Source organism: Rhodococcus yananensis (genome assembly GCF_020515525.1).
GTDB lineage: Bacteria > Actinomycetota > Actinomycetes > Mycobacteriales > Mycobacteriaceae > Rhodococcus > Rhodococcus yananensis.
This window is the reverse complement of the sequence record NZ_JAIYEP010000027.1, coordinates 21,327-43,800: the sequence shown is the minus strand read 5'-3', so window position 1 is coordinate 43,800 and position 22,474 is coordinate 21,327. Positions and strand designations below refer to the sequence as shown.

Annotated in this window: 23 protein-coding genes; 4 read left to right on the top strand and 19 right to left on the bottom strand. The window is 70.3% G+C overall.

Annotated elements, in window-relative coordinates; translation table 11 throughout:
- The first annotated feature begins 33 nt into the window (after positions 1-33).
- On the top strand, positions 34-444 hold the full coding sequence (locus LDQ05_RS09150; RefSeq protein WP_226436604.1) for a DUF5319 domain-containing protein: 411 nt from the start codon (positions 34-36) through the stop codon (positions 442-444).
- Between the two features lie 78 nt (positions 445-522).
- On the opposite strand, the gene LDQ05_RS09145 is transcribed toward LDQ05_RS09150, so the two are convergent.
- The 3 genes from LDQ05_RS09145 to LDQ05_RS09135 form a co-directional block, all read right to left on the bottom strand.
- Positions 523-1,545, bottom strand: a complete 1,023-nt coding sequence (locus LDQ05_RS09145) for an anti-sigma-D factor RsdA (protein WP_226436603.1) — start codon at positions 1,543-1,545, stop codon at positions 523-525.
- A complete protein-coding gene (locus LDQ05_RS09140) occupies positions 1,538-2,116 on the bottom strand; it encodes a sigma-70 family RNA polymerase sigma factor (RefSeq protein WP_226436602.1) in 579 nt (192 codons plus the stop codon). Before LDQ05_RS09140 ends, LDQ05_RS09145 begins: the two co-directional genes overlap by 8 nt.
- Positions 2,117-2,235: 119 nt before the next feature.
- The gene (locus LDQ05_RS09135) at positions 2,236-3,141 is read right to left on the bottom strand and encodes a hypothetical protein (protein WP_226436601.1); all 906 of its coding nucleotides are present in this window, start codon (positions 3,139-3,141) and stop codon (positions 2,236-2,238) included.
- 512 nt (positions 3,142-3,653) lie between these two features.
- Here LDQ05_RS09135 and LDQ05_RS09130 point away from each other — a divergent pair.
- The gene (locus tag LDQ05_RS09130; protein ID WP_226436600.1) at positions 3,654-3,950 is read left to right on the top strand and encodes a WhiB family transcriptional regulator; all 297 of its coding nucleotides are present in this window, start codon (positions 3,654-3,656) and stop codon (positions 3,948-3,950) included.
- Positions 3,951-4,107: 157 nt separating this feature from the next.
- On the opposite strand, the gene groL is transcribed toward LDQ05_RS09130, so the two are convergent.
- Positions 4,108-5,724: a chaperonin GroEL gene (groL, locus tag LDQ05_RS09125; protein ID WP_226436599.1), complete on the bottom strand. Its 1,617-nt coding sequence runs from the start codon at positions 5,722-5,724 to the stop codon at positions 4,108-4,110.
- Positions 5,725-5,811: 87 nt separating this feature from the next.
- Positions 5,812-6,114 (bottom strand): co-chaperone GroES, encoded by a 303-nt coding sequence (gene groES, locus LDQ05_RS09120; protein ID WP_006550071.1) that lies wholly within the window; start codon positions 6,112-6,114, stop codon positions 5,812-5,814.
- Between the two features lie 315 nt (positions 6,115-6,429).
- On the opposite strand from groES, the gene LDQ05_RS09115 reads away from it, so the two are divergent.
- Complete coding sequence (locus LDQ05_RS09115) at positions 6,430-8,139, top strand: Hsp70 family protein (protein WP_226436598.1); 1,710 nt, start codon at positions 6,430-6,432, stop codon at positions 8,137-8,139.
- Positions 8,140-8,150: 11 nt separating this feature from the next.
- Here LDQ05_RS09115 and tsaD read toward each other — a convergent pair whose 3' ends face one another.
- The 8 genes from tsaD to glmS form a co-directional block, all read right to left on the bottom strand.
- Positions 8,151-9,176 (bottom strand): tRNA (adenosine(37)-N6)-threonylcarbamoyltransferase complex transferase subunit TsaD, encoded by a 1,026-nt coding sequence (gene tsaD, locus LDQ05_RS09110; protein WP_226436611.1) that lies wholly within the window; start codon positions 9,174-9,176, stop codon positions 8,151-8,153.
- Positions 9,177-9,193: 17 nt separating this feature from the next.
- Positions 9,194-9,673 (bottom strand): ribosomal protein S18-alanine N-acetyltransferase, encoded by a 480-nt coding sequence (gene rimI, locus LDQ05_RS09105; protein WP_226436597.1) that lies wholly within the window; start codon positions 9,671-9,673, stop codon positions 9,194-9,196.
- The gene (gene tsaB / locus LDQ05_RS09100) at positions 9,670-10,347 is read right to left on the bottom strand and encodes a tRNA (adenosine(37)-N6)-threonylcarbamoyltransferase complex dimerization subunit type 1 TsaB (RefSeq protein ID WP_226436596.1); all 678 of its coding nucleotides are present in this window, start codon (positions 10,345-10,347) and stop codon (positions 9,670-9,672) included. Before tsaB ends, rimI begins: the two co-directional genes overlap by 4 nt.
- Before the next feature lie 29 nt (positions 10,348-10,376).
- Complete coding sequence (gene tsaE / locus LDQ05_RS09095; protein WP_226436595.1) at positions 10,377-10,838, bottom strand: tRNA (adenosine(37)-N6)-threonylcarbamoyltransferase complex ATPase subunit type 1 TsaE; 462 nt, start codon at positions 10,836-10,838, stop codon at positions 10,377-10,379.
- Positions 10,831-11,889 carry an alpha/beta fold hydrolase gene (locus LDQ05_RS09090; protein WP_226436594.1) on the bottom strand — a complete coding sequence of 353 codons (1,059 nt, stop codon included), beginning with the start codon at positions 11,887-11,889 and terminating at the stop codon, positions 10,831-10,833. The genes tsaE and LDQ05_RS09090 overlap by 8 nt, the downstream gene beginning before the upstream one ends.
- Complete coding sequence (gene alr, locus LDQ05_RS09085) at positions 11,886-13,067, bottom strand: alanine racemase (RefSeq protein WP_226436593.1); 1,182 nt, start codon at positions 13,065-13,067, stop codon at positions 11,886-11,888. Before alr ends, LDQ05_RS09090 begins: the two co-directional genes overlap by 4 nt.
- 148 nt (positions 13,068-13,215) lie before the next feature.
- On the bottom strand, positions 13,216-14,655 hold the full coding sequence (locus LDQ05_RS09080) for an NAD(P)H-hydrate dehydratase (protein ID WP_226436591.1): 1,440 nt from the start codon (positions 14,653-14,655) through the stop codon (positions 13,216-13,218).
- Between the two features lie 49 nt (positions 14,656-14,704).
- Positions 14,705-16,570: a glutamine--fructose-6-phosphate transaminase (isomerizing) gene (gene glmS, locus LDQ05_RS09075; protein ID WP_226436590.1), complete on the bottom strand. Its 1,866-nt coding sequence runs from the start codon at positions 16,568-16,570 to the stop codon at positions 14,705-14,707.
- Positions 16,571-16,698: 128 nt separating this feature from the next.
- Between glmS and LDQ05_RS09070 the strand changes: the two genes are divergently transcribed.
- Positions 16,699-17,544, top strand: a complete 846-nt coding sequence (locus LDQ05_RS09070; RefSeq protein ID WP_226436589.1) for a dienelactone hydrolase family protein — start codon at positions 16,699-16,701, stop codon at positions 17,542-17,544.
- A gap of 5 nt (positions 17,545-17,549) precedes the next feature.
- Here the strand turns inward: LDQ05_RS09070 and LDQ05_RS09065 are convergent, their stop codons facing one another.
- The 6 genes from LDQ05_RS09065 to LDQ05_RS09040 all read right to left on the bottom strand — a co-directional run bounded on the left by LDQ05_RS09065 (position 17,550) and on the right by LDQ05_RS09040 (position 22,435).
- Positions 17,550-18,845 (bottom strand): hypothetical protein, encoded by a 1,296-nt coding sequence (locus tag LDQ05_RS09065; protein ID WP_226436588.1) that lies wholly within the window; start codon positions 18,843-18,845, stop codon positions 17,550-17,552.
- Entirely contained in the window at positions 18,842-19,198 is a 357-nt protein-coding gene (locus LDQ05_RS09060) for a hypothetical protein (protein WP_226436586.1), read from the bottom strand. The genes LDQ05_RS09065 and LDQ05_RS09060 overlap by 4 nt, the downstream gene beginning before the upstream one ends.
- 117 nt (positions 19,199-19,315) lie before the next feature.
- Positions 19,316-20,653, bottom strand: coding sequence for a phosphoglucosamine mutase (gene glmM / locus LDQ05_RS09055; protein ID WP_226436610.1), 1,338 nt, complete (start codon positions 20,651-20,653; stop codon positions 19,316-19,318).
- Between the two features lie 258 nt (positions 20,654-20,911).
- Entirely contained in the window at positions 20,912-21,418 is a 507-nt protein-coding gene (gene rpsI / locus LDQ05_RS09050; RefSeq protein WP_226436585.1) for a 30S ribosomal protein S9, read from the bottom strand.
- A complete protein-coding gene (gene rplM / locus LDQ05_RS09045) occupies positions 21,415-21,858 on the bottom strand; it encodes a 50S ribosomal protein L13 (RefSeq protein ID WP_226436584.1) in 444 nt (147 codons plus the stop codon). The genes rpsI and rplM overlap by 4 nt, the downstream gene beginning before the upstream one ends.
- Before the next feature lie 271 nt (positions 21,859-22,129).
- A complete protein-coding gene (locus LDQ05_RS09040) occupies positions 22,130-22,435 on the bottom strand; it encodes a WXG100 family type VII secretion target (protein WP_226436583.1) in 306 nt (101 codons plus the stop codon).
- Positions 22,436-22,474: the final 39 nt, after the last annotated feature.

The window sequence follows — 22,474 nt, the reverse complement described above, 5'->3', positions numbered from 1 at the left end:
CGCAGAACCCCTCGACCTGCGTACCGTGGTGGCGTGCGTGATCAGTTGCCCCCCGGTCTGCCACCGGACCCGTTCGCAGGAGATCCCGACGATCCGTCCGCGGCGCTGGACGCGATCGAACCGGGCCAACCACTGGATCCCGCCGAGAGACTCGCGGTCGAGGAAGACCTCGCCGACCTCGCGGTCTACGAGGCGTTGCTGGCGCCTCGCGGTGTGCGCGGCCTCGTGGTGTGCTGCGAGGACTGCAATCAGGAGCACTACCACGATTGGGACATGCTCCGCGCCAACCTGCTGCAGTTGCTCGTCGACGGAACGGTACGACCGCACGAACCCGCCTTCGATCCGTCGCCCGACGCGTACGTCACGTGGGACTACTGCCGCGGGTACGCCGACGCCTCGATGAACGAAGCGCTTCCGGCCGATCCGTACGGTCTCGATTCCTGACGTCTCCACATGAACGAGGGGGTCCGGCAGTTGCCGGACCCCCTCGTTCATGTTCTGGCCACGCCGGTCGGCAGACGCTCAGGCCTCGCCGGTGGTGGTCGCCTCCATCACGTCCTGGGGAAGACCCTGGCTCGTGGTGGTCGTCTCGGTACCGGTGGCCGGTGCGGATGCCGTCGTGGTCACCGGTGACGGTGTCGTGGCGGTGGGGCTCGGTGTCGACGGCGCCGAGGTCGGAGACGTCGGCGTTGTCGGCTCCGGGGTGCCGGTCCCGGTTCCGGGATCGTCGAGGATCGTCGGGTCCGGGGTCGTCGACGGCGCCGTGGTCGCGTCGGGGGACGGGCTCGGCGTCGTGGTCACCGGGGCCGTCGGGCTCGGCTCCGTGGGGACGACGGTGGTGTCGGGGGTCTCGGGCGGCGGGGCCAGCGGCAGTTCGGTCGGCAACGGCGGCGGTTCGGTGGGGATCACCCGGTTCAGTTCCTCGGTGAGCCGTCGCAACCAGTCGCCGAGTTCGTCGCGTTGCCCGACGTCGGTGACCGCCGACGACCGGACCTCGGCGGACTCGAGCAACTGCTGCGCTTCGGCGGTCTCCCCGGATGCGATGAGTTCCTCCGCGCGCTGCAACGACGACGTCGTGTCGATCCGCGCCACGGTCGATTCCGCTTGCTCGCTGAACACGACCGATTTCACGCCCCACAACGGGTCGCCGGGCTCCGCGCTGTAGGAGAAGACGGCCGCACCGCCGAGAGCTGCGGCGACGAGCGCCGCCGCACCCGCGAGAGGCCGCAGCAGACGCAGCGGCGCCGACGACGACCCGCGACGTGTCGCGAGCGCGTCACGCGCTCCGATCTCGCGGTTGACCGCGGCGACGACCTCGTCGAAGTCGGGCCCCGCCGGCAGCGGTTCGGACACGATCTCTGCGCGCCAGCCCGCCAGCAGCGTGGCCAGTTCGTACTCCTCGCTCGACTGCGTCTCGACCGGACCGTCGCCGGCGATCGCATCGATGAGGGCGTCGTCGCGACGGATGGCGGCGATGTCGGCGGGCATGCCGTCGTCGGGAAGACCCTCGGCAGAGTAGTCGTCCGAGTCACGCCTCCTACCCATGTCGCTCACCTTCTTCCGTCACAGCTTTCTTGAGTTTCGCGATGGCACGGTGCTGAGCCACCCGGATGGCGCCGGCCGTGCTGCCGACGGCGGCGGCGGTCTCCTCCGCGGACAGCCCCATCACGAGCCGGAGGATCAGGATCTCGCGTTGCTTCTCCGGCAACGTGCCGAGCAGGTCCTTCATCTGCCGGCTCGCTTCGGAATTGAGCGCGTGCTCCTCCGGGCTGTCGTCGAGCGAGATCACGTCGGGAACGTCCGCGACCGGTTCCGCCCGGTTCCGCGCGGCGCTGCGATGTGCGTCGGCGACCTTGTGTGCCGCGATGCCGTACACGAACGCCATGAAGGGCCGTCCCTGGTCCTGGTATCGAGGCAGAGCCGTCATCACCGCCAGGCACACCTCCTGCGCCACATCGTCCGCGGAGAGCTGACCGCGCTCCGCGGAACCGACCCTTGCCCGGCAATACCGCACGATCGGAGGCCGGACACTTGCAAGTACCCGAGCGAGAGCAGCCCGATCGCCCTGCGCAGCCGCAGCGACGGCGGAGTCCAACTCCTCACCCATAACAGTCATCGAATGCGCAAGTCCTGGCGTTACAAACGGCACGTTCCACACGGAAGTGCTTCCACCCGGTGGTGGAACACACCCAGACTAACGACCCGCCACGACCGCCCGCGGAGCGCATGGGCGCACTAGCCGTGCAGCGGCACGAAGACCCCACCGCCGCGCTTGACCGCCGCGGCACATTCGTCACGGATCCCGACGGCGCCCGGACCGGCATCCAACCCGGTCAGAAGCATCGCGGCCGCCCATCGCAGCGGGACGAGACCGTGTTCGCCCGCCCGTTCGCAGACGTCCTGCGCCCGCTCCCGCGCCTCCAGCGTGTCGCTGTCGCCGGTCGCCGCAGCAGCACGCAGCAGGTCCGATTTGACGAGGTGACGTACCGAGCCGAAGCGGTGCGCGTCGTCCACCGCCCGCGCCGCGAACGCACGGGCGGTCCCGAAGTCGCCGCCCGCCAGCGCGGTCTCCGCCGTCACCCACGACAGGCGGATGCGTTGCCGCAGGAACACGTCACCGTGCACCGCACGCTCCGCACCGGCGAGAAGCCCGTCACATCGCCCCAGGAGCGCCCGCGCCTGTGCGAGTCGGCCGCGGCCGAGCGCATCCGCCGCCAGACCCGTCAGGGCGTCCGCCTCGGCCTCCACGGCCAGGTGTCCCCCGCCCGGATGCCCGGCACGGTGCCGGGCGTGCTCGGTGATCGCCGCGAGCGCCCGGCCGTCGTGGACCGCGGCGGCGCGGTGCCCGCCCAGTTGCCGGAGCAGTGACGCCTCGGTGCTCGCCGCGAGCGACGCCCACACCCCGCGGCCCCGTGTGATGCCCCGGATCTCAGCGAGTTCGGCGCGGGCCGCGGCGTATCGCCCCTGACCACCGAGCGCGACCGCACGGAGCCACCGCGCGGAGGGACCGCTCGCGCACGGAACGGCGCGCAGGCCCGGCACGGATCCGAAGGCGGCGGATTCGAGGGTCGCCACCACGTCCGGTGCATCGGCACCCGACCCGGTGACGATGTCCGTTTCTCGGCCGGTACACATCGACATCCCGAAATCATCGCACCGACGCCATCATCCGTTACATCCGGTTCCACCATTATTTCGCACCGGGTAGGCAAATTATCTCGCCATCCGGGAACCGGTCCGGGTTTCGCGAATTGAACATCCACCGAAACAACAGGTGAATTACGTACAGGATGTTTGTATGTACGAATATCGTCCCTCCCGGTGACGACTTCGCGGCACCGTCGACAGAACGACACGCGATCCACAGAAACAGCAGGTAGAACGCATCGGATGGCACCGCTGCATTCATCCGGCACAGAATGCGCGGATCCCCCGGCCGTACGGAATCACGGTCGGTGCAGGTTGTAAACCGGTACGACGTTAATTCTTGCCCGCCCCGTTATGGACTTCGCCACTGGCTGAAAGCATTGACGGCAAATCGAGACCCTAATTACGGTGGAGATGCTGAATTTGTTCGGTTCGGCCGGGGGGATCATTCCGGTCGACGGTCCGCTCGCTTTCGGTTACGCGAGCACGCTGCGAAGGAGTGCCACATGCCTGCACCACACCACCTCCCCGGCCCCAACGCCGATCTCTGGGACTGGCAGATGCACGGCAAGTGTCGCGGTGTGGACTCCTCGGTGTTCTTCCATCCGGACGGCGAGCGCGGACGCGCGCGGGCACAGCGCGAGAGCCGCGCCAAGGAGTTGTGCCGGACGTGCCCGGTTCTCGCGCAGTGCCGCGAGCACGCACTGCGCGTCGCCGAGCCGTACGGGATCTGGGGTGGGATGTCCGAAGCCGAACGCGAGTTGTACGCGCGCCACCACCGGCGGAGGGCGGTGGCGGTGTGACCGTCCCCGCCTCCCCCGCCGAGCCGCTCACGCTGCTCGGCGGAGGAGGACCGCAGGGATGACCTGCCCCGATACCCGACGAAGCCCCGCACGGATCGGTCCGTGCGGGGCTTCGTGCACCCCCGGAGGTGCTGTGCCCACCGGGGGTGGCACATCCCTAGTGGGCGTGTCCGTGGCCGTGCGCGGCGTCGTCGTCCTCTTCCGGCTTGTCCACGACGGCGCTCTCGGTGGTGAGCACCATGCGCGCGACGGACGCGGCGTTCACGACGGCCGACCGCGTGACCTTGACCGGGTCGACGACACCCTCGGCGACCAGATCGCCGTAGGTGAGGGTCGCGGCGTTGAAGCCCTGCCCCTGGGGCGCGTCGCCGACCTTGTCGACGACGACGGAGCCGTCGAGACCCGCGTTGGTCGCGATCCAGTACAGCGGCGCGGTGAGCGCCGTGCGCAGCACGGCCACACCGGTCGCCTCGTCACCCGACAGCGACGACTCGAGGTCCGCGAGGGCACGCGAGGCCTGGACGAGGGCGGAACCGCCGCCGGGGACGATGCCTTCCTCGACAGCCGCCTTCGCGGCACTCACGGCGTCCTCCACCCGGAACTTGCGTTCCTTCAGGTCCGTCTCGGTGGCCGCACCGACCCGGATGACGGCGACGCCGCCGGCGAGCTTGGCCAGCCGTTCCTCGAGCTTCTCCCGATCCCAGTCGGAATCGGTCGCCTCGATCTCCCGACGCAGCTGCGCGGCGCGCGCCTCGATGTCCTCGACGGTGCCGGCACCGTCGACGATCGTCGTGGTGTCCTTGGTGACGACGACCCGGCGCGCGGAGCCGAGCAGGTCGAGTCCCGCTTCCTTGAGGCTGAGCCCCAGATCCGAGTTGATCAACGTGCCCGAGGTGACCACGGCCAGGTCCTCGAGGAACGCCTTGCGGCGGTCACCGAAGAACGGCGCCTTGACCGCGACGGCCTTGAGCGTCTTCCGGACGGCGTTGACCACGAGCGTCGAGAGGGGCTCGCCCTCGATGTCCTCGGCGATGATGAGGACGGGCTTGCCCGACTCGGCGATCTTCTCGAGCAGCGGGAGGAAGTCGGGCAGCGAGCTGATCTTCTCGCGGTACAGCAGGACCTGCGCGTCCTCGAGGACGGCTTCCTGCGAGTCGACGTCGGTCACGAAGTAGGGCGACAGGTAGCCCTTGTCGAACTGGACACCCTCGGTGACCGCGAGCTCGGTGTGCAGGGTCGAGGACTCCTCGATCGTGACGACACCGTTCTCCCCGACGACGGTGAGTGCCTCGCCCACCATCTCGCCGATCTCCTCGTCGCGCGAGGACACGGTCGCGACCTGCGCGATCGCGGTCTTGCCCTCGACGGGGGTCGCGGCGGTGCGCAACGCCTCGGAGACGACCTCGGCACCCTTGGCGATACCGACGCCGAGCGCGATCGGGTTGGCACCGGCTGCGACGTTCTTCAGTCCGCCCTTGACGATGGCCTGGGCGAGCACCGTGGCGGTGGTGGTGCCGTCACCGGCGACGTCGTTGGTCTTGGTGGCGACGCTCTTGACCAGCTGCGCACCGAGATTCTCGAACGGATCCTCCAGCTCGATCTCACGCGCGATGCTCACACCGTCGTTGGTGACGGTGGGTCCGCCGAACGCCTTGGCGAGAACCACGTGGCGCCCGCGGGGGCCGAGGGTGACCTTGACGGCGTCGGCGAGCTGGTCGACACCGCGTTCGAGGGCGCGACGTGCGGTCTCGTTGAACTCGATTTGCTTGGACATGTTCTCCGACTACTCCTGGACTCGGGTGTTGCCGAACGCATTCCGCCCCGGGTCCGTGTCGGAACTCCGGGGCGGAACGGTTACGGCCTACTTGGCGACGACAGCCAGGACGTCGCGAGCCGACAGGATCAGGTACTCCTCGCCGGCGTACTTGATCTCGGTTCCGCCGTACTTGCTGTAGATGACGACGTCGCCTTCCTTGACGTCCAGCGGGATGCGCTTGTCGCCATCCTCGTCCCAGCGGCCCGGGCCGACGGCGACGACGGTGCCCTCCTGGGGCTTTTCCTTCGCCGTATCCGGGATGACCAGGCCGGAGGCAGTCGTCGTCTCGGCCTCGTTGGCCTGGACGAGGATCTTGTCCTCGAGCGGCTTGATGTTCACGCTCGCCACGATGAGCCCTCCACTTTCAGGGGTTCTCGGGTCCGAGGCTCTCGTCGTCCTCGGACTCTGGGTTGTTCAGTCACCACGGTGACTCCGCACGCGGTCCCGTCGTCGCGGGTGCCGGGCCGGCGTTCGGCGTCACTAGCACTCTATACATGCGAGTGCCAGCGCTCAAGAGCTGCGGGTGCTGACACACGGAAAGCACGGATCGGGGCCGCTATGTTACGGTTCAATAACGGAAACCGAGAGCGTGACCATTCGGTGACCTCGGGGTCGCGACAGCGCCGTCCCGACGTCACCGGGCCCACGCACGGGAGGTGAACGATGCGAACATCGCTGGGTATCTCCGTCGGCGCCTCGGGCGTCGGCGCAGCCCTGCTCGCGGAGACCCCCACCGGTCATACGTCCGAGTACCGCCGGCTCGCCCTCGACCCCGATCAACACCGCAGGACCGGCGATCTCGTGTTCGATGCCATCGACCTGATGGCGACCCAGGTCGGCGGCGACCGGACCCCCGACTCGATCACGGTGGCCTACCGGACCGAGGAACACGCCGAGTCCGTGCGCCGCGCGGCCCAGAGGAAGGGCCGCCTCGTCCGGTTGGTGCCCGAGACGACCGCCGTCCTCGCCTACCTGCACACCGTCGGGGTGCGCGCCGACGCCGGAACCGTGGCCATCGCCGACGTCGGAGCGTCGGGTACCACCGTCTCCGTCGTCGAACGATCCAGCGGCGCCGTGCTGCGATCCTCGCGCACCGACGCAGTCGGCGGCGACGCCGTCGGCGCACGCATCTACGACCACGTCCGCGGCATCGCCGACGGTATGCGCACGCGCATGCCCGTCGATCCCGACCTGCTCGCGTCACGCTGCCAGGGCGCCCAGGAGGTTCTCACCACCGGCGACAGCGCCCGCATCGACATCGTGGAGGGCGGACCGGACACCCACATCACCCTCACCCGGGCCGATGTGGCGGATCTGACGGCCGACCTGGGCGACACCGCCGCCGCGTTCGCCCGCCGGATCTGCGACGACGCAGCGCCCCGACCGTCTGTCCTCGCGCTGGTCGGCGGGGCCTCCGCCGTCCCCTCGATCGCCGATGCGCTCACCGACGGTTTCGACGGCTCCGTCGTCACCGTCCCCGAACCCGCTGCGGCCGCAGCCCAGGGTGCGGCACTGCTCTGCGAATCACCGCACCTCGGTTCCGCCCGGTTCGGTGGATACGTCGTCGGCTCGACACGTCCTCGCACGGGAACCGCCGGCGGCCGGATGTCCGGCGCGGTCGCGACCGTCCTGGTCCTCGGCGCCGTCCTCGCCGGGTTCGCGACCGAACGACTCACCCAGCACACCACCGTCACGCCCGTCGCCCCGGCGGGAACGAGCGGCGCGGTCGACACCGGAGATCCCCCGGATCCGGCATCCTCGACGGCGACCCGGATCCCGACGGGCGACCCGCAGTCGGTCGCCACCACCGAGACCGGAGACGACTCCCTCGACGGCACGCCCATGCCGCCACCGGCCACGACGACCACCACTGCCGAGCCGACCGGGTCCACCCCGCGCACCACGGTGACGCCGACACCGATCGACCAGGTTCCGACGCCCGACCTGTCTGTGCCGGCCACACCCGGGCACGTCGACGAATCCACGGACCACCGGCCCCATCCCGGATCGTCCACCCCGGACGGATCGTCGACCACGCAGCCGACGCTGCCCGACCTCACCAACCTGCCGTGGCCCCCGCCGACGACGGACCCGACCGACGAACCCGACCCGACCGACGAACCCGACCCGACCGACGAACCGGAGCCGACCGGACCACCGGATCCGTCCACCGAACCCGAAACGACTCCCCCGGCGACGACCACACCGGACTCCTCCGGCGGAAACGAGATCGCACCCCCGCAATCGACTGCCTCACCGAGCCCTGAACCCAGTGCGGCACCGAGTGCGGCACCGTCCACGATCGGATCGGCGGTGTCGTCGCCGGCTCCCGCCGAGCCGCCGCTCATGACGGCACCCGCCGACGGAAGTTGATCCGACCCCGGTCAGATCACCTGCGGAATCGACACCGGCAGCCCGGGATCCGTTCCCGCCGTGAGCGGTGACGGCTGCGCCCCACCCGCGATGAGGTGTGCTCCGAGGGCCGCGATCATCACCCCGTTGTCGGTGCACAACCGGCGGCGGGGCACCCGCAGCGTGATCCCCGCCTCGGCGCACCGTTCCTCGGCGAGTTCACGCAGCCGCGAATTCGCGGTCGCGCCACCGCCGAGAACCAACGTCCGAACACCGAGATCGCGGGCCGCGCGCACCGCCTTCATCGTGAGCACGTCGGCGACCGCTTCCTGGAACCCGGCGGCCACGTCCGCGACGGACACCGGTTCCCCCGCCCGCTCGCGGGCCTCGACGAAGCGTGCCACGGCAGTCTTCAGGCCCGAGAACGAGAAGTCGTGGCGGGCGTCGCGCGGCCCCGTCATCCCCCGCGGGAACACCACCGCGGTGCGGTCCCCCTCCCGCGCGATACGGTCGATCTCCGGCCCACCCGGGTATCCCAGGCCGAGCAGACGCGCAACCTTGTCGAACGCCTCACCGGCGGCGTCGTCGACGGTGGTACCGAGTTCGACGATCGGACCGCCGATGTCCTCGACGTGCAGCAGGTGCGTGTGCCCACCGGAGACCAGCAGCGCCACACACGGCGGCATCGGTCCGTGCTCGAGGGTGTCGACCGCGACGTGCCCCGCCAGATGATTGATCGCGTAGAACGGAACGTCCCAGGCCGCGGCGTACGCCTTGGCGGCTGCCGTCCCGACGAGCAGCGCCCCGGCGAGACCCGGACCGATCGTCACACACACGGCGTCCGGCTTGTCGACTCCCGCGGACGCCAGTGCGCGGCGCATCGTCGGCACCATCGCCTCGAGATGCGCACGCGACGCGATCTCGGGGACCACCCCACCGAACCGGGCGTGTTCGTCGACGCTCGATGCCACCTCGTCGGCGAGCAGTTCCAGGGAGCCGTCCTCGAGCCGGCGGACGATCCCGACACCCGTCTCGTCGCACGAACTCTCGATACCCATCACGATGGGCGCAGCGTTCACGGCCGTGGCTCCTCTCGCCGATCCGGGCGGCGCATCGTGAATGCATCCGCCCCGCTCGGCTGGTAGTAACGCTTCCTGGTTCCGACGATCTCGAAACCCTCTCGCCGATAGAGACCGATCGCCGCGTCGTTGTCGGTGCGCACCTCGAGGAACACCGGTCCACCCCACCGGTCCGCAACGCTCAGCAACTCGCCCAGCAGCATTCCGCCGACACCCCGGCGCCGCACCGCCGGGTCGACACCGATCGTGTGGACCTCGGACTCCGGATCGATACCCGTACCCAGACGCGCGAGTCCCGCGTATCCGACCAGCGTGCCCGCCTCGTCACGGGCAGCGACGTAGTGGTTGTGCGGCGACGCCAGCTCCGACCGGAAGGCATCGGCACTCCACGGGTCGTCGCCGGGGAAGAGCACCCGTTCGAGCTCGGCGCACCTGTCGGCGTCGTCGGCCCGAAGCGCGGTGAGATGCACGTTCACCTGCGACGATCCGCGGTCTCGACCGCATCCGGGCGGCGCAGGTACAGGGGCACGAGCGGATCGGGCGCGACACCGGAACGCAGCGCATCGGCGGCCACCTCCACGAGCCCCGCGGGGGTGGGGGTGTGCACTGCGACGGACGGAAGCTCGAACAGCGCGGCATGCACGGGTGATCCCGCGACCCGCGTCGACGGCGCCGCGGGAACGTCGGCGGGTCTGCGCACGTCCGGTCCCTCGACGCGGATGTCGCCGACGTAACGGGCGAAGTACACCTCGCGCCGCCGGGCATCCGTGACGACGAGCAGGTTCGCGTCGTCGGGCGCGGCGGCGCGCACGTCGGCGGCGATCGCATCGAGGCTGCACACTCCGTGCACCGGCACACCCAGGGCATCGCCGAACGCCGCGGCGGTCGCCATCCCCACGCGCAGTCCGGTGAACGGTCCGGGACCCACCCCCACGACGACGGCGTCGAGATCGGCGGGGCCGCATCCGGCCTCGGCGAGGCACTCGAGGATCTGCGGGGTGAGGACCTCGGCGTGGGCCCGCGGGTTGTCGGTGACGCGCGCGGCCACCGTGTCGAGGCCGGAGCGCCCCTCGGCGCCCCCTGCGACGTCGAGTCGGACGAGACCGGAGGTCACGACGGGCGTGGAGGTATCGACGGCGAGCACGAGCACGATGTACCAGGGTACTCCGCGCCCCGGGATCAGCCGATCCAGGCCCAGTCCGCCCGGCGCACGTCGGACTCGGGATCGCGGCGCAGGCGCACCCGCAGGTGGCGATCGGTGAGGGTCTCGACGAGTCCTTCGCCCCACTCGACGACGACGACCGCCGCGGTCAGATCGGTGTCGAGGTCGAGCGCGTCGAGTTCGTCGAGCGCGTTCGGGCCGTGTCCGAGGCGGTACGCGTCGACGTGCACCAGCCCGACGGGCTCCGATCCCTCCCGGACGCCGGGCCGGTGCTCGCGGGCGATCACGAACGTCGGGGACGTCACCCTGCCCAGCACACCCAGACCCGCGGCGATCCCGCGGGTCAACGCCGTCTTGCCGGCGCCGAGCGGCCCGTCGAGCACGACGAGGTCGCCGGCCCGCAGGTCTGCCGCGAGTTGCCGACCGAACGCCTCGGTGTCCTCGACGGTGGGGAGTTCGATGTGCCGGTCGTCAGACAATGGCCGCCCGCCTCGTCGCTACGTCGTGTGCGAAACCGCGCTGGATGAGCCGGTCGATCGCGCGGTCGACCACCTCGGGGAACTCGAACTGCACGAGGTGCCCGGCACCGCGCACCGCCTTCAACTCGCATCCGGGCAACGCCGCGGCGAGTTCTTCCGAGCTCGAGAACGGAATGACCATGTCGGCGTCACCGCACAGCACCAGTGTGGGCACCGTCCCCAGCACCGGTAGTGCGGCCGACTCGTCGTGCAGCTCGAGTGTGCGCAGGAAGTTCACGATGGTGAGTACGGATGTCTCGTCGAGCATGCGATTCGACAGGTCGACGAGGCGGGGACTGACCACGGTGCCGTAGGACGCCGCCCGCAGGATCGGCGACACGACGGCGCGGGCCATGCCCCGCGCGGACTGCACGAATCCGGGGGCCGTGCGTGCCGCGAACCGGAACGCATCGATGACGGGGTTGTCGAGGTTGCGGCCGATTCCGGTGCGGCTGAGTCCCGCCGCGGTCGTCGACAACAGCCCGACGCCGACGATCCGCGAGTCGAAGAGATCGGGGCGCTGCGCAGCGAGCGCGATCGAGGTCATCCCGCCCATCGAATGGCCGACCACGACGACGGGGCCGCGCGGCGCGGTCTCGTCCACGACCCGGCCCAGGTCGCGGCCCAGTTGCGCGATCGTGCACGACGCGGAGCGGGGCATCCCGGATTCGCCGTGCCCCCGCTGGTCGTAGAACACCGTGCGCACGTCGCCACCCCAGCGTTCCACCAGGTGCCGGTACTGCAGGTGCCAGGACTGCATGCGCAGGCAGTAGCCGTGAACGAAGATCACGGTCAGGGGCGCGGTCCGCGGCCCGGATTCGCGGACGGTCAGCGGTACGCCGTCGTCGGTGAGGACCGTGCGGACGGGTAGGCGCAGGATGTCGTCGAAATCCTCGTCGACGTAGCGCTCCACCGGCGGCATCCCGGCGCTGCGCACCGCGTACAGCCCGGCGGAGGACGCCAGTGTCATCAGGCTCGTGCCCAGCATGCCCATCCGGCCGAGGATCGTCATCGCAACTCGCCTCCTTCTCCGCCGACATACGTGCGTACGGTCCGTCCTCCGATCCCGGTGACGACCTCGTAGTTGATCGTGTCGAGCAGGTCCGCCCAGTCCTGGGCGCCGGGTTCGCCGCGGCGACCGTCACCGAAGAACAACGCTTCGTCGCCCTCCTTTACTCCGTCACCGTCCGGTCCGAGATCGACGACCACCTGGTCCATGCAGATCCGACCGACCTGGGGGCGGCGACGTCCACCCAACTGCACCTCGATGCGGCCGCTGAGGTTGCGACGGATCCCGTCCGCGTATCCCATGGGCAGCAACGCGACCACGGTGTCGCGCGGGGCCGTCCAACGGTGCCCGTACGACACTCCGGAACCTGCCGTCACCTTCTTCACCAGAATCACCCTCGTCCGCAATGTCATCGCCGGCCGGAATCCGAAATCGCCCTCTTCCGGGATCGGCGTCAACCCGTACATCGCGATTCCGGGGCGAACCATGTCGAATCGCAGGTCAGGGCGGGTGAGGGTGGCCGCGGAATTCGCGATGTGGACGATCTCCGGTGCTGTGCCGTTGCGACGCAGATCGGCCACCGCCTCGACGAACCGGTCGCGTTGCGCGTCGGTCTCCGGGTGGCCGAGTTCATCGGCGCGCGCGAGGTGCGAGAAGGCACCGCGCAACCGCACCGCGCCTTCCGCCTGTGCCCGGCCCAGCTCGCGCAGGAACACCGGCCATTCGTCGGGTGCGAGCCCGTTGCGGTTCAGACCCGTGTCGATCTTCGCGCTGACCGTCGCGGTGGTTCCGACCTGCCTCGCCGCGTCGACGATCGCGGCGAGATGCCGCGGTGACGACACACCGAGTTCGACGCCCGCGGCGATCGCCGGTGCGAAGTCGGCGTCGACGGTGTGCAACCACGACAGCACGGGCACGTCGATGCCCGCTGCCCGCAGGGTCAGGGCCTCGGAGAGGGTCGTCACACCGAGTTCGCGGGCGCCGGCGGCGACGGCCGCGCGCGCGACCGGGACCGCACCGTGGTTGTAGGCGTCCGCCTTGACCACGGCCATCACCGCGGCATCACCTGCGTACTCGCGGAGACGGCGGACGTTGTCGGCGACCGCATCCAGATCGATCACCGCCTCTGCCTGGGGAAGGGAGCGGCGGGACTGGTTCTCGGTGCGTTGGACGGTGGTCACGTGAATCGATCCTGCCACCGCGCCCAGCGGCGCGGACGAGGTGGTGGGGTGTGTCCGGTCACGATTCGGGCATACCGGGACGGTGGTCACCGTCGACGAGATGCGGCACCCGGTGTCTCGTCAGGACAGGCAGGCTCCTGGGAACCGATCAGGATCCGTGGGCACGCAGTGCCCGGACGGCGGCGCGGAGCTGCGCGAGGATCGCGCTCGCCGATACCGGGGCTGCCGCGTTACCGTCGTGTGCGGCGAGATTCGCCGCGAGTGCGTGCGCCCGTGCCCCCGCCGCAGCCGCGAGATCCACCGGCATCCCCGAGGACATCAACGCGCCCACGATGCCCGCCAGCAGATCACCGGCACCGGCCGTCGACGCCCAGGATCCGCCGGCATCGTTGACGAACACGTGGCCGTCCGGGCGGGCGATCAGGGTCGCGCGGCCCTTGAGCAGCACGTGCACCCCCCAATCCGCGGCGAGTTGCCGCACCGCGGCGAGCCGGTCGGGTCCCGGCGCTCGCCCGGTCAGGCGCGCGAATTCGCCGGCATGCGGTGTGAGCAGCGTCGGAGCGCTGCGACCGCGGACCGGCGAGGGATCGCGGGCGAGCAGCGACAGACCGTCGGCGTCGACGAGGACGGGCAGGTCCGTGGCGAGCACCGCGGCGAGGGTTCGGGCTGCGGCCGGATCGGTGCCCCCGCCGGGCCCGACGACCCACGCCTGGGCGCGACCGGCCGCGGCGAACGAGGTCGCGGCCACCACCTCGGGGTGACGAGCGAGCACCTCCGCCGCAGCCGTTCCCGCGTACCGCACCATGCCGGACGTCGCCGCGACCGCGGCGCCGGTGCAGAGCACACCCGCCCCCGGGTAGGTGGCGCTGCCCGCGACGACACCGACGACGCCCTGACTGTACTTGTCGTCGTCGGGGCCGGGGGTCGGCCAGATCGCGCCGATCTCGGCGGGTTCGGCGGCGACCAGATCCGATTCCCGCAGGTCGAGGCCGATGTCGACGAGCTCGATGCGTCCGCAGCGCGCCGCGGCGAGCGCGTGGACCGGTTTGAGAGCCCCGAAGGCGACGGTCACGGTCGCGGTGACCGCGGGGCCGTCGACGGCACCGGTGTCCGGGTCGACACCGCTCGGGGTGTCCACCGCGACGATCGGCGCGGTGATCTCGTCGACGATCGCGGCCGCCGCGGGACGCAGGGCGCCGCGGCCGGAGATCCCGACGATGCCGTCGAGCACGAGGTCGGGATCACCGAGGTTCCCGGCGGTCGCTGTTCGCACCCGTCCCCCTGCCGCACGCAGTGCCGCGAGACCTGCGGGATGCGCCCGGTCGGGATCGAGCAGCAGCGCGGTGACAGCGACACCGCGTCGACGGAGGAACACGCCCGCCCACAACGCGTCGCCGCCGTTGTCGCCGGATCCGACGAGCAGGCTCACCCGCCGACCCGCGACCGCGCCGGTGCGGGCGGCCAGTTCCGTCGCGACCACCCGCGCCAGTCCGTACGCCGCGCGGCGCATGAGGGTGCCGTCGGGCAACGCCGCGAGCAGTGGTGCCTCCGCGGCGCGGACCCGGTCGGACCGGTGGTAGCTGCGCATCGGGCCTCCCGCCTGTTCCCGCGCGAGTGCCGTCGCGCGGTCGCCGTTCCTATTCGACCGTGACCGACTTCGCGAGGTTCCGCGGCTTGTCGACGTCGTAGCCGCGTTGCTGCGCGACCTCCGCGGCGAACACCTGCAGCGGCACCGTCGACAGCAACGGTTGCAGCAGCGACGGCGAGCTGGGGATCTCGACGAGATGATCGGCGAACGGCCGCACCGTCTCGTCCCCCTCCTCGGCGATGACGACGGTGACGGCACCGCGCGCCTGGATCTCGCGGATGTTGCTCAGGAGTTTGCTGTGCAGCACGGCGCGGCCCTTCGGAGACGGCATCACCACGATCACCGGCAGTCCGTCCTCGATCAACGCGATCGGCCCGTGCTTCAGTTCTCCCGCCGCGAAACCCTCGGCGTGCATGTAGGCGAGTTCCTTGAGCTTGAGTGCGCCTTCGAGCGCGACGGGATAGCCGACGTGACGCCCCAGGAACAGGACGGCCGGCGACGACGCGAGCGACCGGGCGAGGGCGCGGACCGGGTCCATTCCGGTGAGCAGCCGTTCGATCTTGTCGGGCATCGCGGCGAGATCCTCGTACTCGCGGGCCACCTCGTCGGGATACTTGGTACCGCGGGCCTGCGCCAACGCCAACCCGACCAGCAGATTGGCCGCCATCTGCGCGAGGAACGCTTTCGTGGAGGCAACCCCGATCTCGGGGCCGGTTCGGGTGTAGAGCACCGCGTCCGCCTCACGGGGAATCTGAGCACCGTTGGTGTTGCACACCGCGAGCACCCGGGCCTTCTGGTCCTTGGCGTGACGGACCGCCTCGAGGGTGTCGGCGGTCTCCCCGGACTGGGAGATCGCGACGACCAGCGTCGACCGGTCGAGCACCGGATCCCGGTAACGGAACTCGGATGCGAGTTCCACCTCGACGGGAAGTCTCGTCCAGTGCTCGATCGCGTACTTGGCGACCAGCCCGGAATGATACGAACTGCCACACGCGACCACGAACACCTTGTCGATGTCGCGGAGTTCCTGATCGGACAGGCGCTGTTCGTCGAGGACGATCCGGCCGTCGACGAAATGGCCGCGCAGCGTGTCGGCGACCGCGGCGGGCTGCTCCTCGATCTCCTTGAGCATGAAATAGTCGTGACCGCCCTTCTCGGCGGCGGCGAGATCCCAGTCGATCGTGAACGGCCGCGTCGGCACACCGGTGTTGCCGTCGAAGTCGGTGACCTCGTAGGAGTCCTTCGTGATCACCACGACCTGATCCTGGTCCAGTTCGACCGCGTTGCGCGTGAACTCGATGAACGCCGCGACGTCCGAGGCCACGAACATCTCGCCGTCTCCGACACCGACGACGAGCGGCGTCGAACGGCGGGCCGCGACGATCGTGCCCGGGTGATCGGCGTGGGTGAACACCAGAGTGAATGCACCCTCGAGTCGACGCAGCACACCGCGCACGCTCTCGACGAAGTCGCCCGCGGTCGGTCCCTCGGAGTAGGCGCGGGCGACGAGATGCACGGCCACCTCGGTGTCGGTGTCGGACACCAGATCGGTCCCGGCCTTCTCGAGTTCGACGCGTAGCGGCGCGAAGTTCTCGATGATTCCGTTGTGTACGACGGCGACGCGGCCACTCGAGTCACGGTGCGGATGTGCGTTGCGGTCGGTGGGCCGGCCGTGGGTGGCCCAGCGGGTGTGCCCCATCCCGGCGGTGCCCGCGAAACGTTCCCGGCCGACCTCGTCGAGTTCGGCCTCCAGGTTCGCCAACCGGCCGGCCTTGCGTTCGACTGCGAGCCCGCCCGCACCGTCGAGCACGGCGATACCGGCCGAGTCGTACCCGCGGTACTCCATCCGCCGCAGCGCCTCCACCACGACGTCGAGAGCACTGCGATGCCCGACATACCCCACGATTCCGCACATGGTTAGCAGGGTACTTGCCGCCCACGCGTGGTAGGCAACTCACCGGCACCCGTGGGAACGCGTGATCGCCGCGGCGCGCCCCGCACTCCCCCGCCCGCCCCCGGCGGGGATCGGCTAACGTTCACGCCGTGGCGGCGAACCCCAAATCCCTGGCCAAGAAGCTCACCCTGCGCGGCCCGCACACCGTGCTGCGAGGCGACCTGGCGCTCGCCGGGCTCCCGGGTGTGGTCCACACCCCCGCGGAGGGCTTCGACCTGCCCGCCGTGGCGTTCGGTCACGGGTGGCTGACCGGCGTCGCCCGCTATTCGGGGTTGTTCGAGCATCTCGCGTCCTGGGGCATCGTGGTGGCCGCACCCGACACCGAACGCGGCCCGGTTCCGTCGGCGATCGGATTGTCCGCCGATCTGCTCACCGCGCTCGACGTGTGCACCGGTGTGCGTCTCGGCACCGGCCGTATCAGCGTGCACTCACATCGCCTCGCTCTCGTGGGGCACGGCATGGGGGCCGGCGCGGCCGTGCTCGCCGCAGCGCGACGGGAGGTCGCGGCCGTCGCTGCCCTGTACCCCTCACCGACGTCCCCGCCCGCATCGGCGGCGGCCGCACGCATCGACGCGCCCGGTCTCGTCCTCGTCGGTGAGAAGAGTCTGGGGTCGATGACCAGCGACGCCGTCGCCGTCACCCGCGCGTGGGGCGGCGACGCATCGCTCCGCATGGTGGACGACGCCGACGACGAGGGGATGGTCGAGGGACGTCGTCTGCTCGGCGCACTCGGATTCGGTGGCGCCGAACGCCGCACCCAGCAACGTACGAGGGCTCTGCTCACCGGGTTTCTGCTGCACCGGCTCACCGGCGACAAGGCGTACGCGGACTTCTCCGATCCCGAGACGGTGTTCCCCGGGTCGTCACCGATGCTCGATCTCGAATCGATCGACGACGACTTCGGCACCCGATTGACGAAGACTCTCAGCCGCTAGGAGTCTCACAACGGTCCGGCTTCCGCCAACACGACACCATCGTCGGGTTCGGGATCGGGATCGGGCACCGTCGGGTGGGCGGCATCCGCGTGGCCTGGTTCCGCCGTCGCGGTGCCTGCGGGCACATGTCCCTCGGACGCAGACCCCTCGGGCACCGCCACGGACCCTCTCGGCACCGTGTCCTCACCCGAGGATGCCGGCTCCGACGACGACCGCTCCGGCTCCGTCTGCGGTCCGCCGTCGACGGCCCCGCCGGTCGGCGGCTCGGCCCCGACCGGTCCGCGCCGGTCCACCGACCCCGCGGTCTCGTGCCCCTCGGCCGGCCCGACGGCCCCTGCACCCTCGGCCGGCCCGAGTGCCTCGATACCCTCGGCTGTGGCGTGTACTGCCGCGGCAGCGAGGTCGGTGACCGCCGCGGCGAGACCCGTCACCGCCTCCGCCAGTCCGTGACCGGCGTCGACGAGATCCCGCGCCGCAGCCACCGCCGCGGCCGGTGCGGGTACCCCGAATCGCTCCGGTGCGCCGAGCAGTGTCGCGTTCGGCGGCCGGTTCGGATCCGCGGCCGGTACGGAATCGTTCGATCGCTCGCCGACCTCCCCGAAGGCGCGGACCATCCCGTCGAGAAGGTCCACCACCGCGGCGTCCGCGGTGTCGCACAACGCGACGAACCGGTCGAGCGCCGCCTCGAACTGCGGCTCGAACACCCCCCGAAGCCACGATCGGCACCAGTCCTCCACCGTGTCGGTGCCGCCCGGTGGCGCACCTGATTCGGCACACCACCGGGCGAGCGTCCCGGTGTGCGTGGTGTCGGCGACCCCTTCGGCACCCGAGATGATGAGGTCGACGTCGGCGGCGGACCGGCCGTCGACGGTCGCCCCCGTGAACTCCGCCGTGCCGCGGGATTTCTCGGCCACCGCAGCGACGATGCCGTCGGCTGCGGCCGCCGTCGCCGCGGCGACGGCACCCACAGCCGCGGTCAGCGACTCCCCACGCAGCACCGTGTCCGCAACGTCCCGGTGGGCGACCGCACCGACACCACCGGTCCATGCCTCACCGAGGGACCGGGCACCGCGCGCCTGCTCGTCGACGACCGTTGTGAGGCGGCCGGCCAACCTCGTCAGCACGGGCACATCCGCAGCGAGTGCGTCCGTGTCCAGGCCGCGCTGCTCGTCGTAGCGTTCGCGCAGGAACTCGACCGAGATGTGACCGGCGCGCCCCAGCCTGTGCACACACGGCAGGTAGGCCGCGAAGAACTCCAACCCCGGGGCTCCGTCGTCGAGCAACCGATCGGGGACAGTCACGGGATCCACCGTTCGCCTGCGGCCCCGAACGCCTCGGCCGCGGTGTCGACGGCCCGCGCGTAGTCGGAGCCGGCCGCGACCAATCTGCCGGACAGCATCTCCGCCCCGGCCGCCCACTCCTCCAGGGACCTCCGCAACGCCAGATATCCGAGTTCGATCGCGGATCCGTGCGTGCGGTACCGCACGCCGACCGTGTGCTCACCGAACTCCACCGTGCCGAGAGCTCGCGTGTCGTCCTCCGCGGCGATCGCGGAGGACGACAGGCACGCTGCGACGGCACAGACCGCCGGGCCGTCGAACCGGACCTCCTCCGCGTGCGTTCCGTCCGGTCGTGTTCTCCCCGATCGCGTCATGTCCGCCCCTCACATGTCGTGGATACCGTCACAGACTTGGACGCAGCACGGAGGCGATCGGTTCCCTCGCCGCCCGGATTCCGGTGATCGGGGCGACGGTGGGCACGCGGCGGCGGCTCAGACCCCCGCGACGACGGTCGCGAGACGATCGGCGAGGGCGCGTGCACAGGTGTCGTCGGCGGCTTCGACCATCACCCGCACGAGTTGCTCCGTTCCGGACGGACGCAGCAGCACCCGCCCGGCTCCGCCGAGTTCACGTTCGGCCTCCTCGACGGCCAGCGCGACCGCGGGGCTCGCCGCGACGGTCGCCTTGTCGCTGACGGGCACGTTCACCAGCACCTGCGGCAACGAACGCATCACCGCGGCCAGGTCGGACAGGGCGATGCCGGTCGTCGCCATCCTCTCCATGAGTCGCAGGCCGGTGAGGACGCCGTCACCGGTCGTGCCGTGGCCCGGGAAGACGATGTGCCCGGACTGCTCACCGCCGAGGCTGAACCGACCGCGCCTCAACTCCTCGAGAACGTAGCGGTCGCCGACACCGACGGTGACGATGTCGATCTCGGCCTCCCGCATCGCCAGATGCAGTCCGAGGTTGCTCATGACCGTCGCGACGAGGGTGTTCCGGTGGAGGCTGCCGCTCTCACGCATCCCGACGGCGAGCACCGCCATGATCGCGTCTCCGTCGACCAGAGCACCCGACGCATCGACGGCCAGGCACCGATCGGCGTCGCCGTCGTGGGCGAGCCCGAGATCGGCGCCGTGCTCGAGCACGGCCTTCTGCAACGCCTCGGTGTGCGTCGACCCGCACTCGTCGTTGATGTTCAGTCCGTCGGGGTCGGCGTTGATCGCGATCACCGTCGCGCCCGCCGCCTCGTACGCGGCCGGCGCGACCCGCGATGCCGCTCCGTGCGCGCAGTCGACGACGACGGTGAGCCCGGTCAGCGGCGCGGCGGTCGCCGATGCGAGGTGGTCGAGGTACCGGTCGATCGCGTCCGCTGCCACGCGGGTGCGGCCGATGCCCGCGCCGGTGGGGCGAGTGAGGCCGCCGGTGCCCTGCAGCACCTCCTCGATGCGGTCCTCCACTGTGTCGTCCAGTTTGTGACCACCCGCGGCGAAAATTTTGATTCCGTTGTCCGGCATGGGGTTGTGCGACGCCGAGATCATCACTCCCAGGTCGGCACCGTAGACCCCGGTCAGGTGGGCGACGGCGGGGGTGGGCAGCACGCCCACCGACACCACGTCGACTCCCGACGACGTCAGGCCGGCGGTCACGGCGGCCTCGAGCATCTCACCGCTCGCCCGCGGATCACGGCCGACGACCGCGACGGGTCTGCGGCCGTCGACGTCCGTCGTCAGGACGGTCGCTGCGGCACCCGCCAGGCGCACCGCCAACTCCACCGTCAGATCCCCGTTCGCCAATCCGCGAACACCGTCCGTGCCGAACAACCGACCCATGTACACGTCCTTCACGTCGAATGCGGCCACCACCGCCGATGACAAGTCTCCCCGCCTGCATCCCCCTCTGTCGCCGGCCCCCGCCGACGTCACACTTCCTACCCGCACGACCTCGCCGGCGCACGTCCGCCGCCCGTCACCACCGTGACGACGGGTGCCGCACATACACGAGAGCAGGCGCCGGTAGATTTCGCTACCGACGCCTGCTCTCGTGCTCGCGCAGGTGCCGACACCGACACAGTCGGCATCGGCGACACATCAGCGCTTCGAGTACTGAGGTGCCTTGCGGGCCTTCTTCAGGCCGTACTTCTTGCGCTCGGTCGCACGCGGGTCACGCGTGAGGAAACCGGCACGCTTGAGCGCCGGACGATCCTCGGGGGTGACCTCGGTCAGCGCGCGGGCGATGGCCAGGCGCAGCGCGCCTGCCTGACCCGACGGTCCGCCACCGTGCAGACGCGCGTGGATGTCGAACGACTCCGTGCGCTCGACGGTCACCAGCGGCGACTTCACGAGCTGCTGGTGCACCTTGTTCGGGAAGTAGTCCTCGATGGTGCGGCCGTTGAGCACGAACTGTCCGGTGCCGGGCACGAGACGGACACGCGCGACGGCCTCCTTGCGGCGGCCGACGGTCTGGACGGGACGATCGATGACGATCGGCGCGACCTGAGCCGCAGCGACCTCCTCGACGACGTACTCGTCCGCGGCGACCTCGACGTTGTCCGCGTACTCTTCGGGATTCACGTTCTGCTCCTCCGGCGCCGTCACTGGGCCACCTGCTTGATCTCGAACGGCACCGGCTGCTGCGCGGCGTGGGGGTGGTTCGGGCCCGCGTAGACCTTCAGCTTCTTCGCGATGGCGCGGCCCAGCTTGTTCTTCGGGAGCATGCCGGTGACGGCCTTCTCCACGAGACGATCGGGGTTCTTCTCGAGAACCTCACCGACCGAGCGGGCACGCAGACCACCCGGGTGACCCGAGTGGGTGTAGAGGAACTTGTCGGTCCGCTTGTTGCCGGAGACGGCAACCTTGTCGGCGTTGATGATGACGACGAAGTCGCCACCGTCGACGTGCGGGGCAAAGGTGGGCTTGTGCTTGCCGCGGAGCAGGTTCGCCGCCTGCACCGCGAGGCGGCCGAGCACCACGTCGGTGGCGTCGATGACGTGCCACTGATGGGTCACGTCGCCGGCCTTCGGTGTGTACGTAGACACAGATCTTCCTCGTCTATCGTTTCGCTGCTGGCCCACGTGCCGTCCGATGGTCGTCCCCGGCGGCCAGTTGGGACCCGGGAGACGATGTCCGTCACGCACGAGGACGTGACGGCGCGCGACACGCCAGTGGTCCACGATACCCGGCTCGGGACGCGAGGGTCAAAACGATCCGGAGCACGCACAACGTCCCGGTGGCCTCTCCACCACCGGGACGTTGCACGGCGAGCCCTCCCCGCGACTCACCGGGCCGGAGGCGCTGCGGGATCCGTGATCAGCGGATGCTCGACATCCGACGCCGGACGGTGTCGTCGGTGTTCTGGAAGCCCTCGTTACCCGAACGGACCGCTGCGCTCACGTCCGCGAGCACCTGATCGAGGCCCGTCCTGGCCCGGTTCCATTCGGCCTGCGTGACCGCGTACTCCTCCTGGGCCGTGCTGCTCCAGGTGGCGTAGAGGGCATCGGCCTGGGCCTTGACCCGGTCGAGTGTGGAGTCCATGGCCACCTTCAGCGTGGTCAGCCTCGTCGCCAGGTCGTCGACCTCACCGTAGTTGTGGTAGATCTCGCGGCCGTTTCCCATCGTCTCATCTCCTCGTCGTTCGTGGATCTCCGGTTCGTA

Excerpts from the sequence above, each read along its gene's own strand:
- LDQ05_RS09145 (WP_226436603.1), bottom strand. The coding sequence starts at position 1,545 with ATGGGTAGGAGGCGTGACTCGGACGACTACTCTGCCGAGGGTCTTCCC.
- LDQ05_RS09140 (WP_226436602.1), bottom strand. The coding sequence starts at position 2,116 with ATGACTGTTATGGGTGAGGAGTTGGACTCCGCCGTCGCTGCGGCTGCG.
- LDQ05_RS09135 (WP_226436601.1), bottom strand. The coding sequence starts at position 3,141 with ATGTCGATGTGTACCGGCCGAGAAACGGACATCGTCACCGGGTCGGGT.
- LDQ05_RS09130 (WP_226436600.1), top strand. The coding sequence starts at position 3,654 with ATGCCTGCACCACACCACCTCCCCGGCCCCAACGCCGATCTCTGGGAC.
- groL (WP_226436599.1), bottom strand. The coding sequence starts at position 5,724 with ATGTCCAAGCAAATCGAGTTCAACGAGACCGCACGTCGCGCCCTCGAA.
- LDQ05_RS09115 (WP_226436598.1), top strand. The coding sequence starts at position 6,430 with ATGCGAACATCGCTGGGTATCTCCGTCGGCGCCTCGGGCGTCGGCGCA.
- tsaD (WP_226436611.1), bottom strand. The coding sequence starts at position 9,176 with ATGGGTATCGAGAGTTCGTGCGACGAGACGGGTGTCGGGATCGTCCGC.
- LDQ05_RS09090 (WP_226436594.1), bottom strand. The coding sequence starts at position 11,889 with ATGACGATCCTCGGCCGGATGGGCATGCTGGGCACGAGCCTGATGACA.
- LDQ05_RS09080 (WP_226436591.1), bottom strand. The coding sequence starts at position 14,655 with ATGCGCAGCTACCACCGGTCCGACCGGGTCCGCGCCGCGGAGGCACCA.
- glmS (WP_226436590.1), bottom strand. The coding sequence starts at position 16,570 with ATGTGCGGAATCGTGGGGTATGTCGGGCATCGCAGTGCTCTCGACGTC.
- LDQ05_RS09060 (WP_226436586.1), bottom strand. The coding sequence starts at position 19,198 with ATGACGCGATCGGGGAGAACACGACCGGACGGAACGCACGCGGAGGAG.
- glmM (WP_226436610.1), bottom strand. The coding sequence starts at position 20,653 with ATGGGTCGGTTGTTCGGCACGGACGGTGTTCGCGGATTGGCGAACGGG.
- LDQ05_RS09040 (WP_226436583.1), bottom strand. The coding sequence starts at position 22,435 with ATGGGAAACGGCCGCGAGATCTACCACAACTACGGTGAGGTCGACGAC.